Raw genomic sequence first — 20,438 nt, forward strand, 5'->3', positions numbered from 1 at the left:
CTGATCCTTGGCTCATGGGCACCAGTAAATCTCTAAAGTAGGTTGCAAAAACGCGCGAATCGGCATGGCAGCGACGTCGTCACTGGCCAGCGCGGCGCTCAAGGTGGTCAATTTCGAACTGCCGGAAATCGACAGCGCGGTGTAGTGGGCCGTGGCCAGCAATGCGCGACTCATGGTCAGGCGCTGGTGCGGCACGGTCGGCGCCAGCATCGGCCAGCAACGGCGGGTACCGTCGGCCTGCAGTGCAGCGGCGAGGTTCGGGCTGTTGGGAAACAGCGATGCGGTGTGGCCGTCATCGCCCATGCCCAGCACCAGCACATCAATGGCCGGCAGCTCGGCCAGCAGGCGATCGGCCTGCTCGGCAGCGTCTTCAAGGTTGGCGGCGGCGCTGTACAGGCTGAGGAACCTGGCCTTGGCCGCCGGGCCTTGCAACAGGTGCTGCTTCAACAGGCCGGCATTGCTGTCGGCGTGTTCCACCGGCACCCAGCGCTCATCGGCCAGGGTGATGGTGACCTTGGACCAGTCCAGGCCTTGCTTGGCCAGGTTCTGGAAAAACGCCACGGGGCTGCGGCCACCGGACACCACCAGGGTCGCTTCGCCACGGGCACTGATGGCCGCGCGCAGTTGTTCGGCCACGTCGTTGGCCAGGCCGTCCGCCAGCAGCACAGGCGTGCGGTACTCGTGGGCAGTCACGCCCCGAGGCAGTTTCAATTCAGATATCGCCATACCAAGACCTCCCATCCCGCGTGATCAGTGCAATCGAGCTCATCGGCCCCCAGGACCCCGCCGCATACGGCTTGGGCGCATCACCGGATTTTTTCCACCCGGCGATCAACTGGTCACACCACTTCCACGCGGCTTCGATTTCATCTTTGCGAACAAACAGGTTCTGATTGCCGCGCATCACTTCCAACAGCAAACGCTCGTAGGCATCGGGGATGCGCGCGCTGCGATAGGTATCGGAAAAATTCAGTTGCAATGGCCCGCTGCGCAGTTGCATGCCCTTGTCCAGGCCCTGCTCCTTGGTCATCACGCGCAAGGAAATGCCTTCGTCCGGCTGCAAGCGGATGATCAACTTGTTGCTGATCTGCAAGCGCTGCTCGGGGGCGAAGATATAATGAGACGGTTCCTTGAAGTGGATGACGATCTGCGACAGCTTCTGCGGCATACGCTTGCCGGTACGCAGGTAGAACGGCACCCCGGCCCAACGCCAGTTACGGATATCGGCGCGCAGGGCGACGAAGGTTTCGGTGTCGCTCTGGGTGTTGGAATTCTCTTCTTCCAGGTAACCGGGCACCGGCTTGCCGGCGCTGTAGCCGGCGATGTACTGGCCACGCACCACTTGAGTGGTAAGGCCATCCGGGCTGATCGGCGCCAGGGCCTTGAGCACCTTGACCTTCTCGTCACGAATGCTGTCGGCGGACAAGTCGGCCGGCGGGTCCATGGCGATCAGGCAAAGCAGTTGCAGCAGGTGGTTCTGGATCATGTCGCGCAGCTGGCCGGCCTTGTCGAAATAGCCCCAACGGCCTTCGATGCCGACCTGCTCGGCCACGGTGATTTCCACATGGGAAATGTAGTTCTGGTTCCACTGGGTTTCGAACAGGCTGTTGGCGAAACGCAGGGCGATCAGGTTCTGGACGGTCTCTTTGCCCAGGTAGTGGTCGATACGGTAGGTGCGGTTTTCCGGGAAGAACTGCGCCACGGCGTCGTTGACCTTGCGCGAGGATTCCAGGTCCGAACCGATGGGTTTCTCCAGCACGACGCGGGTGTTTTCCGCCAGGCCGACCTTGGACAGGTTCTCGCAGATCGCACCGTACACCGCCGCAGGCGTGGCGAAGTAGGCAATCAGGCGTTGCTCGGTGCCGGCCTTTTCCGCCAGGGCCACGTAGTCATCGGCTTTCATGAAGTCGACGTGGACATAGGTCAGGCGCGCCAGGAAACGCTGGGCGATGCTCTCGTCCAGTTCCTTGCCGACGTATTTACGCAATTCTTTTTCGATATGGGCCAGGTGTTGCTGCTCGGAACCGGCTTCCCGGGCCAGGGCCAGGATACGGGTATCGTCGTGCAGCAGCCCGGCGCCATCGAGTTGATAGAGAGCAGGAAATAACTTGCGCAGCGCCAGATCACCCAAGGCGCCAAACAGGGCAAAGGTGCAGGGTTCTACGGTTATCGAAGGCATGATGTTTGTTCTTTTATCAAGTTAAGCTACAAATACCTTTTTTCAAGGCATCACTCAAGGAAAAATGTAGTAATAACCACAACATTTTCCGGAAATACGCATTCCGAGTGGTGGTGTTCAGCTACCCTCAGTAGGATAGGCCACCGCAAAAGGCCACTCGTCGATTGGTTGCCACCCTTTATTTGCATCGTCGCCCGAAGGAAAGACTGAATGGACCGCGTGCGAAATCTTCTGGAACAGATCCGGAACCGCCTCGAAGAATTGAACAAGGCCGAGAAAAAAGTGGCCGAGGTCATCCTGCTCAACCCGCAGCAGGCGACCCGCTTCTCCATCGCAGCCCTTGCCCAGGCCGCCTCGGTCAGTGAACCGACGGTCAACCGTTTCTGCCGTTCGTTCGGCGTCAGCGGTTACCCTGAACTTAAATTGCAGTTGGCGCAAAGCCTGGCCAGTGGCGCAGCGTATGTCAGCCGCGCCGTGGAGGCCGATGATAACCCCGAGGCCTACACCCAGAAGATCTTTGGCAGCGCCATCGCCTCGCTGGACGCCGCCTGCCAGGCCCTGGACCCGGCCCTGATCAGCAAGGCCGTGGACCTGTTGATCCAGGCGCGGCAGATCCACTTCTTCGGCCTGGGCGCTTCGGCGCCGGTGGCCATGGACGCGCTGCACAAGTTTTTCCGCTTCAACCTGGCGGTCACCGCCCACGCCGACGTGCTGATGCAACGCATGATCGCCTCGGTGGCCCACACGGGCGAGTTGTTCGTGATCATTTCCTACACCGGCCGCACCCGTGAGCTGGTGGAAGTGGCGCGTATCGCCCGGGAAAACGGTGCGTCGGTGCTGGGCGTAACCGCCGAGAACTCGCCGCTGGCCAAGGCCAGTACCGTAAGCCTGAACATTCCGCTGCCCGAAGACACCGACATCTATATGCCGATGACCTCACGGATCATTCAGTTGACGGTGCTGGATGTGCTGGCCACCGGCATGACCTTGCGCCGTGGGGTGGATTTCCAGCCGCATTTGCGCAAGATCAAAGAGAGCTTGAATGACAGCCGGTATCCGGTGGGGGATGAGTTCAACTAAGCCAGCCTGTGTGCTGGCTTCACTGGCCTCATCGGGGACGATTCAACTTGCCCCCGATGAGGCCATAAGCCACGACGCTAGACTCCCGCCCGTGCCTGCAGACTGAGATGCGCCCGCTCCCCCGGCGCCAGGCTCGCCCCGGCCATCGCCGACTCCACGCACACAAACCCCGACGCCTCGTTAAAACTAACGCCCAATAGTGGCCGGCTGCCCGGATGCCATACGACGGTGTCGGCGCTGTCGCCGGTATCGATGCACAGTTCACGCTGCCAGGCGTGATCCTTGAGGTGCAGTTCGCCATCATGCTGGAACACCCGCTGGCACCCGCCATCCACTCGTAACTCGCCTTCCTGCTGGCACGCCTGGCGATTGAGCTGGTCGTAACCGTGCGCGCCGTCGAGCCCAGACAGCGCTATCTCATCGACGTGACCAATACGCCAGTAAGCGTGCAAAGCATGGCTCAACTGGCACGGCAACTCGTCCTGATGCTCGGTGCTCAGGCGCAGTTCCAGGGTGTCGCCCAGGTGCGCGTGCAGGTCGACCTGCCAGTCGCACAGCTGCAATTGCCAGTGCAGGCGCACGCCGTCGTCGTCGCTGCTGCTGTCGAGCAGCTTCCAGTCGATCAACCGCGCCCAACCATGGGACGGCCAAGCGTTTTCGCTCGGATGGCGGCCATACCACGGCCAGCACACCGGTATGCCGCCACGGATGGCGCCGACTTGCGGCCACTTGGCCGCGCACCACAGCCAGGGTTTCTGGCCACGGGGCTGAAAGTGCAGCAGTTGCGCGCCCTGGCGACTGAATACCGCCTGGCACAGCGGATGGTCGATCACCAACACGTCGCGCATCTGAAAGCGCTCCCAGGCGAACACCGGACGCTCGCGCAGGGATTTGAAAAAGCGTTGCAGCGGTTGCTCATGCATGTGCCACGGTCCTGAATATCGTCACAGTGCCACTCAAAAAAAAGCGGATAGCCATGGCTACCCGCAAAATGCGCACAGAGAGAAGGAGCTTATCGCAACAGCGTTAGAACGTAGACTGAATTTTCAGGCCCGCCACCAGCGCGTTGTCGACTTTATCCACGCCGCCCGGTTGGACAACGTATTGCAGGTTGGGACGCACGGTCAGCCAGTTGGTGACGTGGAAGCCGTAGTTGATTTCGAAGTTGTACTCGGTTTCGCGGATCGGCGAGAACAGCGGGTTGTCGTAGTCGGCCACGCCGTTGGCGGCATTCAGCAGTTCGGCGTTTTTCTTCACGTCATCGTTGACGTGCAGACGCGCAGCACCAATGCCGACGTCATCTTTTGGACGCGCGTCGAATGGGCCTTTGTACACCAGCATCAACGACTGGTAGTTGTCGACCAGGTTGGTTTCCTTGTCGTGGAAGGTCGCGTTGGCAGCGATGTTCAAGCCACGGGAAGCGTCGCCGTTATGGGTGGTGAGTTGCTGCTGGGCAACGAACCAGTAGCCTTTTTTGCTGCTGCGGGTACGGTAGGCCGCACCGGTGGTAGCAGCATCGTTGCCATTGACGTCTTCACGAACGTCAGCAGCATCGGCGGCGCTCTTGTAGTAACCCACACGGTATTCGCCCGGCAGGTTATTCACCTTCGGCGACCAGACCAACTCCACCGGAATCACGGTGCCCTTGGTGCCGCTGCCGCTGAGCTTGAAGCCGTTGCCGTGCTCCAGCTGCGACGGGTTCTGGTTGTACGCACCGATTTGCGCATACAGCTCAGGCGTGATGTTGTACTTCACGCGGATCGCGGCCTGGCTGACCGGCCAGTTGTACCAGGTGTTTACATAGTTGCCGACCTGGGAGCCACAGAACGACAGGTTCTGGAAGTCGCACGGGAAGGTGTTGAAGTCTTCGCCTTCACCGAAGTAGCCGAGCTTCACGTCCAGCTTGTTGTCGAACATCTGGTGCTGAATCCAGAACTGGGTCAGACGCACCATGTGGCCACGACCGTAGACTTCCATGGACGAGCTCAGCGTGCCGGCACGCGGGTCGCCAATGCGGTCGTTGGAGATGTTCTGGCCATTACGGTTAGTCAGCTGGATCTTGGCCTGGGTGTTATCCCAGCCCCACAGCTTTTGCAGGTCCAGCGCCACGCCCAACCCAAACTGGTCGGAGTAACGGCCGGTCTTGTCGTCGTTGTAGCCGCCGCGCAGGTTGGCGCCCATTTCGCCTACGTAGTCAGCCTTGATGTCGATACCTTGCTCGATCAGCTTGGTACGCTCGCCGCCCCAATCACCGGTCATCCACTTGGAGTCGGCACTGAATGCATCGGCCGCCATCGCATTGGCGGACAGTACAAGGGCTGCTGCTGCTGACATTTGGCAGATCAGCCGAGTGTTGTTGTGTTGCTTTTTCATCCCTACATCCTCGTCTTTATTGTTATTAAACTGTTTTTATCTAACGCGGGTTACTTTTTTCATATAAAACAACAACTTAACTACTTCAGCGACCTTTGAATTGGGCCACGTTGTCCGCATGCCCCTGTGCGGGCAATGAAGAAGCAGTGCCGAGGCGCTCGCCCGTGTTGGCGTCGAACAGCAATACCTTGGATGGATCGAATTGCAGTGTCAGGGTCTCGCCCACCTGCGGCGCCACATCAGGCGCCAAACGGCAGCAGACCTTGGTGTCGTTGAGCTGCACAAACACCAGTGTGTCCGGGCCGGTCGGCTCGGTGACCTGGACCTCGGCACGAATGCTCGACGAACCATTACCCTCACCCGCCGCCAGCACGATCTGCTCCGGGCGCAGGCCCAGAATCACATCACGGTCTTCCAGGCCGGCGTCGTTCATACCCAGCGGCAATTCGCATCGCGCCTGGCCGCTGTCGAGCAGCGCCACCAACTTCCCGTCCTTGCGTTTTAGGCGCATAGGCACGAAGTTCATCGGTGGTGAACCGATAAAGCTTGCCACAAATAGGTTAGCAGGGTCGTTGTAAATTTCTTTCGGCGTGCCGAATTGTTGGATGATGCCGTCCTTCATCACCGCCACTTTATCGCCCAGGGTCATCGCTTCGATCTGGTCGTGGGTCACGTAGACGGTGGTGGTCTTGAGGCGCTGGTGCATCAGCTTCATTTCGGTACGCATTTCGACGCGCAGCTTGGCGTCGAGGTTCGACAGCGGTTCGTCGAACAGGTAGATCTTCGGCCGACGCGCCAGGGCCCGGCCCATGGCCACGCGCTGTTGCTGGCCACCGGAGAGCTGGCCCGGCTTGCGGTTGAGCAGGTGTTCGATCTGCAGCAGCTTGGCCACGCGCGCCACTTCGGCGTCGATGTCGGCCTGGGGCATCTTGCGGATCTTGAGGCCGAACTCGATGTTCTCGCGCACGCTCATGGTCGGGTACAGCGCGTAGGACTGGAACACCATGGCGATGTCACGATCCTTGGGGCTCATGCCGCTGACGTCCTGGTCGCCGATCATGATCGCGCCGCCGGTGATGGTCTCCAGGCCGGCGATGCAATTCATCAGCGTGGACTTACCGCAACCCGAAGGGCCGACCAGGATCAGGAACTCCCCTTCCTTGATCGACAGTTCGATGTTCTTCAAGGTGTCGGGCAGGCCGGCGCCATAGGTCTTGTTTACATTGCGAAGTTCAAGCGTAGCCATGATTACCCCTTGACCGCGCCGGCCGTCAGGCCGCGCACGAAATACTTGCCTGCGATCACATAGACCAGCAGGGTCGGCAGCCCGGCGATCATCGCCGCCGCCATATCCACGTTATATTCCTTGGCCCCGGTGCTGGTGTTGACCAGGTTGTTCAGCGCCACCGTGATGGGCTGGGAGTCGCCACTGGAGAACACCACACCGAACAGGAAGTCGTTCCAGATCTGGGTGAACTGCCAGATCAGGCAGACCATGATGATCGGCGTGGACATCGGCAGAATGATCTGACGGAAGATGGTGAAGAAACCGGCCCCGTCCAGGCGTGCCGCCTTGATCAGCGCATCCGGGATGCTCACGTAGTAGTTACGGAAGAACAGCGTGGTGAACGCCAGGCCGTACACCACGTGCACAAACACCAGGCCGGTGGTGGTGCTGGCCAGGCCCATCTTGCCGAGGGTGAACGACGCGGGCAGCAGCACGGTCTGGAACGGCAGGAAGCAGCCGAACAACAGCAAGCCGAAGAACAGCTGCGAACCACGGAAGCGCCAGAACGACAGCACATAACCGTTCAATGCACCGATGGCGGTGGAAATCAGCACGGCCGGCACGGTGATCTTGAGCGAGTTCCAGAAGTAGCCATCCACGGTGGCCCAGGCCTTGACCCAGCCGATGCCGCTGACCACGGTCGGCCAGCTCAACAGGTTGCCGGTGCTGATGTCTTCCGGGGTCTTGAAGCTGGTGAGCAACATCACCACCAGCGGTACCAGGTACAGCAATACAGCGAGGATCAACACCGCGTAGATCGCGATGCGGCTCAGGCTGATGGCAGGTTTGGCAGCGAGACTAGTCATTACGCTTGGTCCTCAGCTCGGAGTAGAGGTAAGGCACGATGATCGCGAGGATCGCACCGAGCATCAGGATTGCACTGGCCGAGCCCATGCCCATCTGGCCACGGCTGAAGGTGAACGAGTACATGAACATGGCGGGCAGGTCGGACGAATAGCCCGGGCCACCGGCCGTCATGGCCGCCACCAGGTCGAAGCTCTTGATCGCAATGTGCGCCAGGATCATCACCGCACTGAAGAACACCGGACGCAGGCTGGGCAGCACCACGCTCCAGTAGATGCGCGGCAGGCTTGCGCCGTCGATCTGGGCGGCACGGATGATCGACTGATCAACGCCACGCAGGCCGGCGAGGAACATCGCCATGATGAAACCGGAGGCTTGCCACACGGCGGCAATCACCAGGCAGTAGACCACGCGGTCCGGGTCGATCAGCCAGTCGAGACGAAAGCCTTCCCAGCCCCAGTCACGCAGGAGTTTGTCCAGGCCCATGCCCGGGTTGAGCAGCCATTTCCAGGCGGTACCGGTGACGATCATCGAGAGCGCCATCGGGTACAGGTAAATGGTGCGAATAAAGCCTTCGCGGCGGATTTTCTGGTCGAGGAAAATCGCCAGCGTCACGCCGATCACCAGGGTGATGCCGATGAACATCCCGCCGAACAGCGCCAGGTTCTTGCTCGCTACCCACCAGCGGTCGTTGTCGAACAACCGCTCGTATTGCGCAAGACCCGCCCATTTGTAGCTTGGCAGGAACGTAGAGGTGGTGAACGAGAGCACAAACGTCCACAGGATGTAGCCGTAGAAACCCACCAACACGATGAACATGCTGGGCGCCAGCACCAGTTTGGGTAGCCAGCGCTGCAGTGCATCGAACGGCGAGGCTTTGCTGAACACAGCAACAGAACTCATGGGGAAATCCAATACAGGGAAAAAGGACTACAGAAGCACGCCTTGTGAGGGGTCAGGGATCCCCCTCACAAGGTCAACCGTTACTTGGCAGACTTGATCGCAGCGCCGAGTTTCTTGGCGGTGTCGGCCGGGTCGGCTTTCGGGTCGTTGATGTAGTTGGTCACGACATCGAAGAACGCACCTTGCACCGCCAGGGTGGTGGCCATGTTGTGCGCCATGCTTGGCTGCAGGCCGCCGGTCTTGGCGTCAGCCAGGAAGTCCTTGGCGGCGGTCTGGGCGCAGGAGTCGAAACCGTAGGAGTCCATTTTGTTCAGCATGTCGTTGCGAACAGGGATCGAGCCCTTGTTGATGCTGAACACCTTCTGGAAGTTTTCACCCAGCACGACTTTGGCGATGTCCTGCTGGCCAGCGGCAGTGCCTTTGTCTTTCTGCTTGAACACCGCCAGGGAGTCGATGTTGTAGGTGAAGGCTTTGTCGGTGCCCGGGAAGGCTACGCACTCGTAGTCTTTGCCGGCGACTTTCTTGGCGGCGGTCCATTCGGACTTGGCCCAGTCACCCATGATCTGCATACCGGCCTTGCCGTTGATGACCTTGCCTGCTTCGAGGTTCCAGTCCTGGCCTTTGCCGTCGACGTCCATATAGGTCGCGACTTTCTTCAGCTCGGTCAGGGACTTGACCATTTCCGGGCCGGTCAGCGCAGCGTTATCAAGGTCGACCAGGGCTTTCTTGTAGCCATCGGCGCCCATTACCGACAGGACCACCGCTTCGAACACGGTGCTGTCCTGCCAAGGCTGGCCACCGTGGGCAAGCGGGATGAAGCCCGCGGCCTTGAGCTTGTCGCCGGCGGCGTAGAATTCTTCGAGGGTGGTTGGGTTCTTGGTGATACCGGCTTTCTTGAAGACTTCCGGGTTGATCCACAGCCAGTTCACGCGGTGGATGTTGACCGGTACGGCAACGTAGTCGCCGTCGTACTTCACGGTGTCGGAGACTTTCTTGTCGAGCAGGGAATCCCATTTTTCGTCTTTGGCGACGGACTTCAGGACGTCGGTGTCGAGCAGGCCGGTAGAGGCCCACTCCTGGATGTCGGGGCCTTTGATCTGGGCAACGCCTGGCGGGTTGCCGGCGACCGCGCGGCTTTTCAGCACGGTCATGGCCGTGGCACCGCCGCCACCTGCGACGGCGCCGTCTTTCCAGGTGAAGCCGTCTTTCTCGACTTGGGCCTTCAGGACATCTACAGCCGCTTTTTCGCCACCCGAGGTCCACCAATGCACAACTTCAACCGTCCCTTTGGAGTCGGCGGCAAATGCACTGAGGGGAAACAACGAGGCAACGGAAATAGCTACGGCGAGGCGATTAATCGCGTTCATCTGAATACCTTTTCTTGTTGTTATGCATGCAAGTCTGGAGCTTGCGCTGCACGGAGTTTAAACATGGTTTTTTCGAGCACAGGTAACAAAGGGATGCACAAATGTCACCACTTGGTGACATAACACCCAGCGCCTAAAGCGCTGGCCATGCTCGGGGCCAGGGGCAGTGCAGGCAGCACGACCGCTTGCCAGGCATGGTACAGGTCCGGTTTACCGCCCCAGATGGTGCTGCTGGGCTGGTTGTGCGGGCTGAGTTCGTGGTGCCAGCTGCCGTGGAGGCGGTCGATGAAATGGGTGTCGCAAAATTCCCAGAAACGCCGGTACCAGGTTTCGTAATGCAGCTCACCCGTGCGTTTGAGCAAGGCCTGGGCAGCGGCGCTTGCTTCGGCGTGGGTCCAGTGCAGGCGCTCGCGCACGACCGGGCGGTGGTTCCAGTCCAGGGTGTAGACGATACCGGGGGCGCCATCCACGGCCCAGGCATAGTCGCAGGCGCTGGCGAACAGGCCCTTGGCGGCGCTCAGCAGCCAGTCCGGCGTGGCCAGCCCGGCCTGCAGGCGCGCAGCTTCCAGGTGCAGCACCAGCCGCGCCCACTCAAAGCCATGGCCAGGGGTGATGCCATACGGGCGGAAGCCATCGGCGGGGTTGTCTTCGTTGTAATCGAGCAGGGGTTGCCATTGCGCGTCGAAATGCTCGATCACCATGAACTGGTTGGCGGCGGCGTGGGTATGAATCACTCGCTCGACGATGCGCAGGGCGCGGTCCAACCAACGTGTGTCGGCGGTGACATCGGCCAGGGCCAGGAAGGCTTCGGTGGCGTGCATGTTGCTGTTGGCGCCGCGATAGGCTTCGACGCCGCTCCAGTCCCGGGCGAAGGATTCGAGCATCACGCCCTCCTCTTCGCTCCAGAAGAACTGGTCGATGATATGAATGGCGTCGCTCAGCAGACTTTGCGCGCCAGGCGCGCCCGCCACCACGGCCGAGCTGGCGGCCAGGGCGACAAACGCATGCAGGTAGGCCGCCTTGCCGGTGTTGCCGTCCAGAGCCTGGGGCGCGGCGAACCAGCCACCGTGTTCGCTGTCACGCAAAGGTCCGCCCAGGGCCGCAACACCGTGCGCCACCAATTCGGCATAACCCGGCAAGCCCATGGCATGGGCCATGGCGAAGCTGTGGGTCATGCGCGCGGTATTCATGGTTTCGGCGTGGGCATCGTCCGGCAACTGGCCTTTGTCGTCGAGGTTGCCAAACCCCTCAGGCAGACGGGAGGCCTTGGCGAAGGCCAGCAGGCGCTGGCCTTCGGCGGCGAGCCAGGCGTGATGGGCAGGTGCATTCAGCCAACTGCTGGCAGGCAGTGGTCGCGTGGTCATGGGTGGCCCTTATTATTGTTTGTGGGATGACCGGAGTCTAAACAAGGGCAGGGTGGGGGCAAGTAACGAAGGGGATGGGAAATGTCACCAGACGGTGACATTTAAGCCGCTAGGCGGCCTGTGGCGAGCAAGCTTGCCACAGGCCCGATATTACTGGCCGAGCGGCGTTGCTGCCGCCGGCGCATTCAAGCGCTGATTCAGGTTCTGCACCTGGCTCTGCAAGGTGGTGATATTGCGGGTGGTCTGGATGCGGAACACGTCGAACTCCTTGTTGGTCGGCGCATCGCTGTTGGCCGGCTGGCTGTCCTGGGCGCTTTTGAGTACTACCAGATCCTGCTCGAGACGGGCGATGGCCGCGCTCGGATTGCCTTGTTTTTTCAAGGCAACCACATCAGCGGCCAATTCCTTTATCTCGGTATCGCGTTTGCCGACATCGCCCTGCGCAGCCTTCAGGGTGGCCACTGCATCGGTCAAGGCTTGCACCTGGCCCTGCAGCTTGGCATTGGCGCTCGACAGCTCAGTGGTGCTGGCAGTCATTTGCGCCAGGCGCTTGTCCAGCTCGGTGGCCTGGCCGGCAACGCCGAGTTGCTGCTTGCCCTGCTCCAGCAACTGGGTTTCCAGCTGTTTGATCTGCAGTTTCAGTGCTTCGCTGCCGTTGTTCACATTGGCTTCACTGGCTACGACCTTGCCGGAAATGTCCTGCAGGCGCCCTGCCGCTTCTTCGCTGATGCGCGCAAAGCTTTCCTGGGTGGCAACCAACTGCTGGCCCATCAGGGAGATCTGCTGGAAGCTCCACCAGGCCAGGCCGGCGAAGGCGATCAGCAGCGCGCCGATCAATGCCCACAGCGGGCCGGTGCTGGCGCCCTTGACCTTGACCACGGGCGTGTTGCGCGAACGCACCGAGGTGGCCGGGGAAGGTTCGAAATCATCGTCATCCCCAAGATCGGCCCGCAGGCTGGGAATGTTGTCGAAATCGTCTTTGGCATCGTTACGCATGAATCAACCCTGAATCGGTGAGTTAGCTGGCTGGAAAGCCGAGCGACGGGAGTATAAACCCCAAGCCCGTCGCGTTGATCGACCCGGAACCTGGAATTCGGTTCCCGATGTGTTGCCTGTTGTGACCTTATTTGAACCCGGGATCCTGGGCCTTCCACCAACTGCAGAACTCGTCGAGGGCGGTCCACAGGCTGACCTTGGGCTCGTAATCCAGATAATGCCTGGCCCGGCTGATGTCGAGGGTGAAATCTTTGTTCATTACCTGCATGCCCAGGCGCGATAACGCCGGCTCGGGACGACCGGGCCACATTGCGCAAAAGGCTTCGTTAAGCGCCGCCACGCTGTAGGACAAGCCGTAGGAGCGATAACGGGTCACCTGGGGCAACTCCATTTGGCGCATCACGTAATTGACCACATCCCACACCGGCACCGGCGTGCCGTTGCTGATGTTGTAGGCCTTGCCCAGGGCCGAACCGGTGGCCAGCAAGCTGCTGAGCAGCGCTTCGTTGAGGTTGTGCACACTGGTGAAGTCGACCTTGTTGAGACCATCGCCGACGATAGCCAGGCGGTTCTTGCGCTGCATCTTCAACAGGCGCGGGAAAATACTCATGTCACCGGCACCGGTGACGAAACGCGGGCGCAGGGCCAGCACCTCGAGGCCGAACTCCTGGGCGCCGAACACTTTCTGTTCGGCCAGGTACTTCGTGGCCGCATAGGGATGCTTGAAGCGCTTGGGGACTTGCTCTTCGGTCAACCCGAGGTGATCGCGCCCGTCGAAGTAGATCGACGGCGACGACAGGTGCACCAGACGGCCCACGCGCTGCTTGAGGCAGGCTTCCACGACGTTTTCAGTCACCAGCACGTTGCCTTGATGGAAGTCCTGATACTTCCCCCACAAGCCCACGGCGCCTGCGCAATGCACCACGGCTTCGACATCGCGGCACAGGTCGCGCACCAGGTCGGCATCACTCAAGTCACCCTGGATAAACTCGGCACCGCGTCGAACCAGGTGCTCCACACCCTCGGCGCGCCGCCCGTTGACCCGCACGTCCAGGCCCTGCTCCAGGGCGAAACGCGCAAAGCGCCCGCCGATGAAGCCGCTTGCGCCGGTGACCAGAATCTTCATGTATTACCCCGTGTTCTTTCATTTTTCATCGCTGTTGCCTTGACGACCGCCATCACTCCAACGGCACCAACCATTGTCCACAGGCTTGGGCCAGGTGGTCGGTCAACAGGCCCAACAACTGCCCGCCGCTGCGCCAATGATGCCAGTACAACGGCACATCGATGGGCTTATCTGGCATCAACTCGACCAGCACGCCTTTTTCCAGCTGGTCGCGCACCTGCAATTCAGGCACCAGCCCCCAGCCGAGCCCGGCTTCCGCAAGGCGGATAAAGCCTTCGGACGATGGGCATAAATGGTGTTCGAAACCGCCGTCCACGCCCAGAGACGCCAGGTAGCGGTGCTGCAGGAAATCATCCGGGCCAAACACCAGTGCCGGTGTGCGCGCCAGTTGCTCGGCACGCACACCGTTGGGGAAATGCCGTGCAACAAACGCAGGGCTGGCCAACGCTCGATAACGCATGGCGCCGAGCAACAGGCTGCGGGCTCCGGCCACCGGGCGTTCACTGGCGCAAATGCAGGCGGCCACCTCGCCGGCACGCATGCGCTTGAGCCCCACCGTCTGGTCTTCTACGACCAGATCCAGCAGCAAATGCTGCTCGGCACAAAAGTCGCTCACCGCCTCGGCCCACCAAGTGGCCAGGCTGTCGGCATTCAGGGCGATGCGCAGGCGTTCGGGCATGCCTTCTTCGTCCAGCGCCGGCACCTGGCTTTGCAGGTCGCGCTCCAGCAGCCGCACCTGCTGCACGTGGTTAAGCAAACGTCGACCGATATCGGTGGGCGTCGGCGGCGTAACCCGCACCAGCACCGGCTGGCCGATGCGTGCTTCCAATAACTTGATGCGCTGGGAAATCGCCGATTGCGACAGCCCCAATACCTGGGCACCGCGCTCGAAGCCGGCCTGTTCCACCACCGCCGCCAGGGCGGAAAGCAATTTATAGTCGAACATCAGTTTCTCTAATGAGCGATCAGCAATATTGGTTTTTCTTATACAGCCTGGGCCATGAGAATAGCCAGCATCGCTTCTCTCTTTATAAGGACCCTTCACCATGGCTGGCGAAACCGCCCTGGCAACTCTGCTGCGCAGCATGAGCCCGCAGCTCAATGACGGTGACTACGTGTTCTGCACCCTGCCTGACCATCGGATCCCGGCCGGTTGCGAGGCCATCGGCAGCTTTCGCGAACAGGAAGGCCTGACCCTGATCCTGGAGCGCCGGCAGGCGGAACAGGCCGGGCTGGCATTCGACTACATCGCCGCGTGGATCACCCTGAATGTGCATTCAGCGCTGCAAGCCGTGGGGCTGACGGCCGCCTTCGCCAGCGCACTCGGCAAGGCCGGGATCAGTTGCAACGTGATCGCCGGCTACTACCACGACCACCTGTTCGTCGGCCGCGCGGATGCCGAGCGAGCCATGGACGTATTGCGGCAACTGGCAGCGACTTCGGAGTAATGGTTATGTGGCAAAGCTATCTGAACGGATTATTGGTGGCCCTGGGGCTGATCATGGCCATCGGCACGCAAAACGCATTTGTATTGGCGCAAAGCCTACGCCGTGAACATCACCTGCCGGTGGCGGCGTTGTGCGTGGTGTGCGACGCCTTGCTCGTGGCCGCCGGGGTATTCGGCCTGGCGACGGTGCTGGCGCAAAACCCGCTGCTGCTGGCGATTGCCCGCTGGGGCGGCGCCGCGTTCCTGCTGTGGTACGGCACCTTGGCGTTGCGCCGGGCGTTTTCGACACAGGGCCTGGAGCAAGGGGGCAACCTCAAGGTCCGTTCATTGCGCGCCGTATTGCTCAGCGCCCTGGCGGTCACGTTGCTCAATCCTCATGTGTACCTGGACACGGTGCTGCTGATCGGCTCGCTGGGCGCGCAGCAAACCGAACCCGGTGCCTACGTGGCCGGGGCCGCGAGTGCATCGTTGCTGTGGTTCGCCACCCTGGCGCTCGGCGCGGCCTGGTTGGCGCCGTGGCTGGCACGCCCGGCGACATGGCGCCTGTTGGACCTGTTGGTAGCGGTAATGATGTTCAGCGTGGCCTATCAATTGATCAGCGCCTGATGAATATTCCAAAACGCTCTGGAACCTCTATCCCACACAGTTGTTGCGTGGTTTTGCCGCACCCCCGGTGCTATGATCCGGACCCTGCGCCGCAAAGAGTACAAACTCCCCGGCGCTTGTTTGGCCGCCCGTGATCGGCCTTGCGCTCACCGCAACTGACCTGATTAGGAGAATCATCATGGCTTTCGAATTGCCGCCGCTGCCCTACGCACACGATGCCCTGCAGCCGCACATCTCCAAGGAAACCCTGGAGTACCACCACGACAAGCACCACAACACCTATGTCGTGAACCTGAACAACCTGGTGCCAGGCACCGAGTTCGAAGGCAAGACCCTGGAAGAAATCGTCAAGTCTTCTTCGGGCGGCATCTTCAACAACGCCGCTCAGGTCTGGAACCACACCTTCTACTGGAACTGCCTGGCACCAAACGCCGGCGGCCAACCTACCGGCGCACTGGCTGAAGCCATCAACGCCGCGTTCGGTTCGTTCGACAAGTTCAAGGAAGAATTCACCAAGACGTCCGTCGGCACCTTCGGTTCCGGCTGGGGCTGGCTGGTGAAAAAGGCTGACGGTTCCCTGGCCCTGGCCAGCACCATCGGCGCCGGCAACCCGCTGACCAGCGGCGACACCCCGCTGCTGACCTGCGACGTGTGGGAACACGCCTACTACATCGACTACCGCAACGTACGTCCAAAGTATGTGGAAGCGTTCTGGAACCTGGTCAACTGGAAGTTCGTGGCTGAGCAGTTCGAAGGCAAGACCTTCACTGCCTAAGCGACGCTTGCAGTAGAAAGAGCCCGGCGATTGCCGGGCTTTTTTATGCCTGAAAAAAGAACCCCATTCAGGAAACGTGGAACTCACCGGCACGAACCTGCCACACAATCGGTGAGAGAAATAACTCTCTCGTTTATTTTCAGGAGTGGCAATTATGGCTGGTGTATCCGGAGCGGGTGGTGGTAGTGGCCCTGGTGTTGACTTGTTGTCGGCGGGCCTCTCAGCGCTCAACCCACTATTGGGAGAGGGGCTGAAAATGGGGATGCAACTGCTCACAGGTTTGGCGGGCGGGGGCGGGGGCCAAGGGGGAGCCTCCGGAAAACCAGGTGAGGACGTACATCCGACGTTAGACCGATTTAATGGTTAATAAACCTGCTGACGATCCCGCGCAGAGTGCCTATCAGGCAATCGCCTGAACCCTGTGTTGTGCAAGAGAGCGGCGGATATGATCCGCCCTCTCCCCTCCCGAACGCCCTTCGATAGACTCCAGCCCCCCCAGCCGCAATGTTCCTTTGACTGCCATCACCAGATTGCCAATACTCATGGCATATTGAAGGCCACCCGCATGAGACAAGGAATGCCCCTTTGAAGCTGGAACTCAAAAACAGCTTGTCGGTGAAGTTGCTACGGGTCGTGCTGCTGTCGGCGTTGATCGTGGGCGTGACGCTGAGCGTGGCGCAGATCGTTTTCGATGCCTACAAGACGCGCCAGGCCGTGGCCGGTGATGCCCAGCGCATCCTCGACATGTTTCGCGACCCCTCGACCCAGGCCGTCTATAGCCTGGACCGCGAGATGGGCATGCAGGTGATAGAGGGGCTGTTCCAGGACGAGGCGGTGCGCATGGCCTCCATCGGCCATCCCAACGAAACCATGCTGGCAGAAAAAAGCCGCGCCTTGCAGCACTCCCCCAGCCGCTGGCTCACCGACCTGATTCTGGGCCGGGAACGCACCTTTACCACGGCCTTGGTCGGCAAAGGCCCCTACAGCGAATATTACGGCGACCTGAGCATTACCCTCGACACCGCCACCTATGGCCAGGGCTTTATTGTCAGTTCGGTGATCATCTTCATTTCCGGTGTGTTACGCGCCTTGGCCATGGGCCTGGTGTTGTATCTGGTTTACCACTGGCTGCTGACCAAGCCGCTGTCGCGGATTATCGAACACCTGACATCGATCAACCCGGATCGCCCCAGCGAGCACAAGATCCCCCAACTCAAGGGCCACGAGCGCAACGAGCTGGGGTTGTGGATCAACACCGCCAACCAGTTGCTCGAATCCATCGAGCGCAACACCCACCTGCGCCATGAGGCGGAATCCAGCCTGCTGCGCATGGCCCAGTACGATTTTCTCACCGGCCTGCCCAACCGCCAGAAACTGCAGGAGCAATTGGATAAGATCCTCATCGACGCCGGCCGACGCCAGCGCCGCGTAGCGGTGCTGTGCGTGGGACTGGATGACTTCAAAAGCGTCAACGAGCAGTTCACCTACCAGGCCGGCGACAAATTGCTGCTGGCCCTGGCCGATCGTCTGCGCGCCCACAGCGGTCGCCTCGGCGCCCTCGCCCGCCTGGGGGGCGACCAGTTCGCGCTGGTACAGGCCGATATCGACCAGCCTTACGAAGCGGCCGAACTGGCGCAAAGCATCCTCGACGATCTGGAGGCGGAGTTCGCCCTCGACCACGAAGAAATTCGCCTGCGCGCCACCATCGGCATCACCTTGTTTCCCGAAGATGGCGACAGCACCGAGAAACTGCTGCAAAAAGCCGAACAGACCATGACCCTGGCCAAGAGCCGCTCTCGCAACCGCTATCAGTTCTATATCGCCAGCGTCGACAGCGAAATGCGCCGCCGCCGCGAGCTGGAAAAAGACCTGCGCGACGCCCTCAGCCGTGACCAGTTCCACCTGGTCTACCAGCCGCAGATCAGCTATCGCGACCAGCGTGTGGTAGGCGTGGAAGCCCTGATCCGCTGGCAGCACCCGGAACACGGGCTGGTGCCGCCGGACCTGTTCATTCCGCTGGCAGAACAGAACGGCACCATTATTCCGATTGGCGAATGGGTACTGGACCAGGCCTGTCGACAATTGCGCGAATGGCATGACCTGGGCTTCACCGAACTGCGCATGGCGGTCAACCTGTCCACCGTGCAGTTGCACCACACCGAGCTGCCACGGGTGGTCAACAACCTGATGCAGATCTACCGCCTGCCGCCGCGCAGCCTGGAGCTGGAAGTCACCGAGACCGGCCTGATGGAAGACATCAGCACCGCCGCCCAACACCTGTTGAGCCTGCGCCGTTCCGGGGCATTGATCGCGATTGATGATTTCGGCACCGGCTATTCCTCCTTGAGCTATTTGAAAAGCCTGCCCCTGGACAAGATCAAGATCGACAAAAGCTTCGTCCAGGACCTGCTGGACGACGATGACGATGCCACCATCGTTCGCGCCATTATCCAACTGGGCAAAAGCCTGGGCATGCAGGTCATCGCGGAAGGCGTGGAAACCGCGGAGCAGGAGGCCTACATCATCTCCGAGGGTTGCCATGAAGGTCAGGGTTACTACTACAGCAAACCCCTGCCGGCCCGGGAGTTGGCGGCTTTTTTGAAGCAGGCCGAGCGCAATGGCGCGGCCATTCTCTGACCGGGCAAAACGATACTGAATATTTCCCGCGTATAACCCTTTACACAAAATGCAAATCTTTCGCATTATGTCGCAGTTTTGCGCGACCCCCGCGCGCCCATCAACAACCGAAGCAGGATGTTCGCCATGATTCGTATGCCCCTGGCCACCGCCAGTCTGCTGGCCATTGCCATTTCTCTCGCCGGTTGCGGCGAAGGTAAAGACAAGCCCGCAGCCAACCAGGCGCCGACCCCGGCTGCCAGCACCACCGCTCCAGCGGCTGCCACCCCTGCCGGCCAGGTCGATGAAGCGGCCGCCAAGGCCGTGGTTGCGCATTACGCCGACATGGTCTTCGCGGTGTACAGCGATGCCGAGTCCACGGCAAAAACCCTGCAAACCGCAATCGACGCCTTCCTCGCCAAGCCGAACGACGAAACCCTGAAAGCCGCCCGCGCCGCCTGGGTTGCCGCGCGCGTTCCGTACCTGCAGAGCGAAGTATTCCGCTTCGGCAACACCATCATCGATGACTGGGAAGGCCAGGTGAATGCCTGGCCCTTGGACGAAGGCCTGATCGACTACGTCGACAAATCCTACGAACACGCCCTGGGCAACCCGGGCGCTACCGCCAACATCATCGCCAACACCGAAGTCCAGGTCGGCGAAGACAAGGTCGACGTGAAGGACATCACCCCGGAAAAACTCGCCAGCCTCAATGAGCTGGGCGGTTCCGAAGCCAACGTCGCCACCGGCTACCACGCCATCGAATTCCTGCTCTGGGGCCAGGACCTGAACGGCACCGGCCCAGGCGCCGGCAACCGCCCTGCGTCGGATTACCTGACCGGCGACGGCGCAACCGGCGGCCACAACGAGCGCCGCCGCGCCTACCTGACCGCCGTGACCCAACTGCTGGTCAGCGACCTGCAGGAAATGGTCGGCAACTGGAAACCCAACGTCGAAGACAACTACCGCGCCACCCTGGAGGCAGAACCTGCCACCGACGGCCTGCGCAAAATGTTGTTCGGCATGGGCAGCCTGTCCCTGGGCGAACTGGCCGGTGAACGCATGAAGGTTTCCCTGGAAGCCAACTCGCCGGAAGACGAACAGGACTGCTTCAGCGACAACACCCATTACTCGCACTTCTACGACGCCAAGGGCATCCGCAACGTCTACCTGGGCGAGTACACCCGCGTCGACGGCACCAAACTGACCGGCGCCAGCCTGTCGTCCCTGGTGGCCAAGGTCGACCCGGCTGCCGATACCGCGCTGAAAGCGGACCTGGCGGCGACCGAAGCGAAAATCCAGGTCATGGTTGATCATGCCAACAAGGGTGAACACTACGACCAGTTGATCGCCGCCGGTAACGACGCGGGCAACCAGATCGTGCGTGACGCCATCGCCGCCCTGGTCAAGCAGACCGGTTCGATCGAGGCCGCGGCAGGCAAGCTGGGCATCAGCGACCTGAACCCGGATAACGCTGATCACGAATTCTGATCAGTGCGGTGTTGAATGAGGCG

The 20,438-nt window shown here is 60.9% G+C and carries 18 protein-coding genes; 6 read left to right on the top strand and 12 right to left on the bottom strand.

Going from position 1 to position 20,438, the window contains the following annotated elements; translation table 11 throughout:
• Positions 1-12: 12 nt before the first annotated feature.
• On the bottom strand, positions 13-726 hold the full coding sequence (gene pgl, locus AC07OP_RS07730; protein ID WP_027605597.1) for a 6-phosphogluconolactonase: 714 nt from the start codon (positions 724-726) through the stop codon (positions 13-15).
• A complete protein-coding gene (gene zwf, locus AC07OP_RS07735; protein ID WP_027605596.1) occupies positions 713-2,179 on the bottom strand; it encodes a glucose-6-phosphate dehydrogenase in 1,467 nt (488 codons plus the stop codon). The genes pgl and zwf overlap by 14 nt, the downstream gene beginning before the upstream one ends.
• A gap of 219 nt (positions 2,180-2,398) precedes the next feature.
• Here zwf and AC07OP_RS07740 point away from each other — a divergent pair, with 219 nt between their 5' ends.
• Positions 2,399-3,259 carry a MurR/RpiR family transcriptional regulator gene (locus AC07OP_RS07740; RefSeq protein WP_169898656.1) on the top strand — a complete coding sequence of 287 codons (861 nt, stop codon included), beginning with the start codon at positions 2,399-2,401 and terminating at the stop codon, positions 3,257-3,259.
• Positions 3,260-3,336: 77 nt separating this feature from the next.
• Here the strand turns inward: AC07OP_RS07740 and AC07OP_RS07745 are convergent, their stop codons facing one another.
• The 10 genes from AC07OP_RS07745 to AC07OP_RS07790 form a co-directional block, all read right to left on the bottom strand.
• Entirely contained in the window at positions 3,337-4,182 is an 846-nt protein-coding gene (locus AC07OP_RS07745; RefSeq protein ID WP_065939135.1) for a D-hexose-6-phosphate mutarotase, read from the bottom strand.
• Between the two features lie 103 nt (positions 4,183-4,285).
• Positions 4,286-5,632 (bottom strand): carbohydrate porin, encoded by a 1,347-nt coding sequence (locus tag AC07OP_RS07750; RefSeq protein ID WP_495100541.1) that lies wholly within the window; start codon positions 5,630-5,632, stop codon positions 4,286-4,288.
• 85 nt (positions 5,633-5,717) lie between these two features.
• Positions 5,718-6,878 (bottom strand): ABC transporter ATP-binding protein, encoded by a 1,161-nt coding sequence (locus AC07OP_RS07755; protein WP_065939136.1) that lies wholly within the window; start codon positions 6,876-6,878, stop codon positions 5,718-5,720.
• Positions 6,879-6,880: 2 nt separating this feature from the next.
• Positions 6,881-7,726: a carbohydrate ABC transporter permease gene (locus tag AC07OP_RS07760; RefSeq protein ID WP_027605592.1), complete on the bottom strand. Its 846-nt coding sequence runs from the start codon at positions 7,724-7,726 to the stop codon at positions 6,881-6,883.
• The gene (locus tag AC07OP_RS07765; RefSeq protein ID WP_003175732.1) at positions 7,719-8,627 is read right to left on the bottom strand and encodes a carbohydrate ABC transporter permease; all 909 of its coding nucleotides are present in this window, start codon (positions 8,625-8,627) and stop codon (positions 7,719-7,721) included. Before AC07OP_RS07765 ends, AC07OP_RS07760 begins: the two co-directional genes overlap by 8 nt.
• 80 nt (positions 8,628-8,707) lie before the next feature.
• Positions 8,708-9,994, bottom strand: a complete 1,287-nt coding sequence (locus AC07OP_RS07770; protein WP_027605591.1) for an ABC transporter substrate-binding protein — start codon at positions 9,992-9,994, stop codon at positions 8,708-8,710.
• 104 nt (positions 9,995-10,098) lie between these two features.
• Positions 10,099-11,358: a D-mannose isomerase gene (locus tag AC07OP_RS07775; RefSeq protein WP_495100540.1), complete on the bottom strand. Its 1,260-nt coding sequence runs from the start codon at positions 11,356-11,358 to the stop codon at positions 10,099-10,101.
• A gap of 150 nt (positions 11,359-11,508) precedes the next feature.
• Positions 11,509-12,354: an ATPase gene (locus AC07OP_RS07780; protein ID WP_495100539.1), complete on the bottom strand. Its 846-nt coding sequence runs from the start codon at positions 12,352-12,354 to the stop codon at positions 11,509-11,511.
• Between the two features lie 127 nt (positions 12,355-12,481).
• Positions 12,482-13,480 carry an NAD-dependent epimerase/dehydratase family protein gene (locus AC07OP_RS07785; RefSeq protein ID WP_027605588.1) on the bottom strand — a complete coding sequence of 333 codons (999 nt, stop codon included), beginning with the start codon at positions 13,478-13,480 and terminating at the stop codon, positions 12,482-12,484.
• Positions 13,481-13,532: 52 nt separating this feature from the next.
• Positions 13,533-14,426, bottom strand: a complete 894-nt coding sequence (locus AC07OP_RS07790) for a LysR family transcriptional regulator ArgP (RefSeq protein ID WP_495100538.1) — start codon at positions 14,424-14,426, stop codon at positions 13,533-13,535.
• A gap of 100 nt (positions 14,427-14,526) precedes the next feature.
• On the opposite strand from AC07OP_RS07790, the gene AC07OP_RS07795 reads away from it, so the two are divergent.
• From AC07OP_RS07795 to AC07OP_RS07815, 5 genes are all read left to right on the top strand, one after another.
• Positions 14,527-14,928, top strand: coding sequence for an ACT domain-containing protein (locus AC07OP_RS07795; RefSeq protein WP_027605586.1), 402 nt, complete (start codon positions 14,527-14,529; stop codon positions 14,926-14,928).
• A gap of 5 nt (positions 14,929-14,933) precedes the next feature.
• Positions 14,934-15,533: a LysE/ArgO family amino acid transporter gene (locus AC07OP_RS07800; RefSeq protein ID WP_115487139.1), complete on the top strand. Its 600-nt coding sequence runs from the start codon at positions 14,934-14,936 to the stop codon at positions 15,531-15,533.
• A gap of 178 nt (positions 15,534-15,711) precedes the next feature.
• Positions 15,712-16,308 (top strand): superoxide dismutase, encoded by a 597-nt coding sequence (locus AC07OP_RS07805; RefSeq protein ID WP_003212997.1) that lies wholly within the window; start codon positions 15,712-15,714, stop codon positions 16,306-16,308.
• Between the two features lie 585 nt (positions 16,309-16,893).
• Positions 16,894-18,945 (top strand): putative bifunctional diguanylate cyclase/phosphodiesterase, encoded by a 2,052-nt coding sequence (locus AC07OP_RS07810; RefSeq protein WP_027605584.1) that lies wholly within the window; start codon positions 16,894-16,896, stop codon positions 18,943-18,945.
• 126 nt (positions 18,946-19,071) lie between these two features.
• Positions 19,072-20,415: an imelysin family protein gene (locus tag AC07OP_RS07815; RefSeq protein WP_495100537.1), complete on the top strand. Its 1,344-nt coding sequence runs from the start codon at positions 19,072-19,074 to the stop codon at positions 20,413-20,415.
• The last annotated feature ends 23 nt before the right edge of the window (positions 20,416-20,438 follow it).

The sequence above is a fragment of the Pseudomonas sp. GW821-FHT09D08 genome, assembly GCF_059416305.1.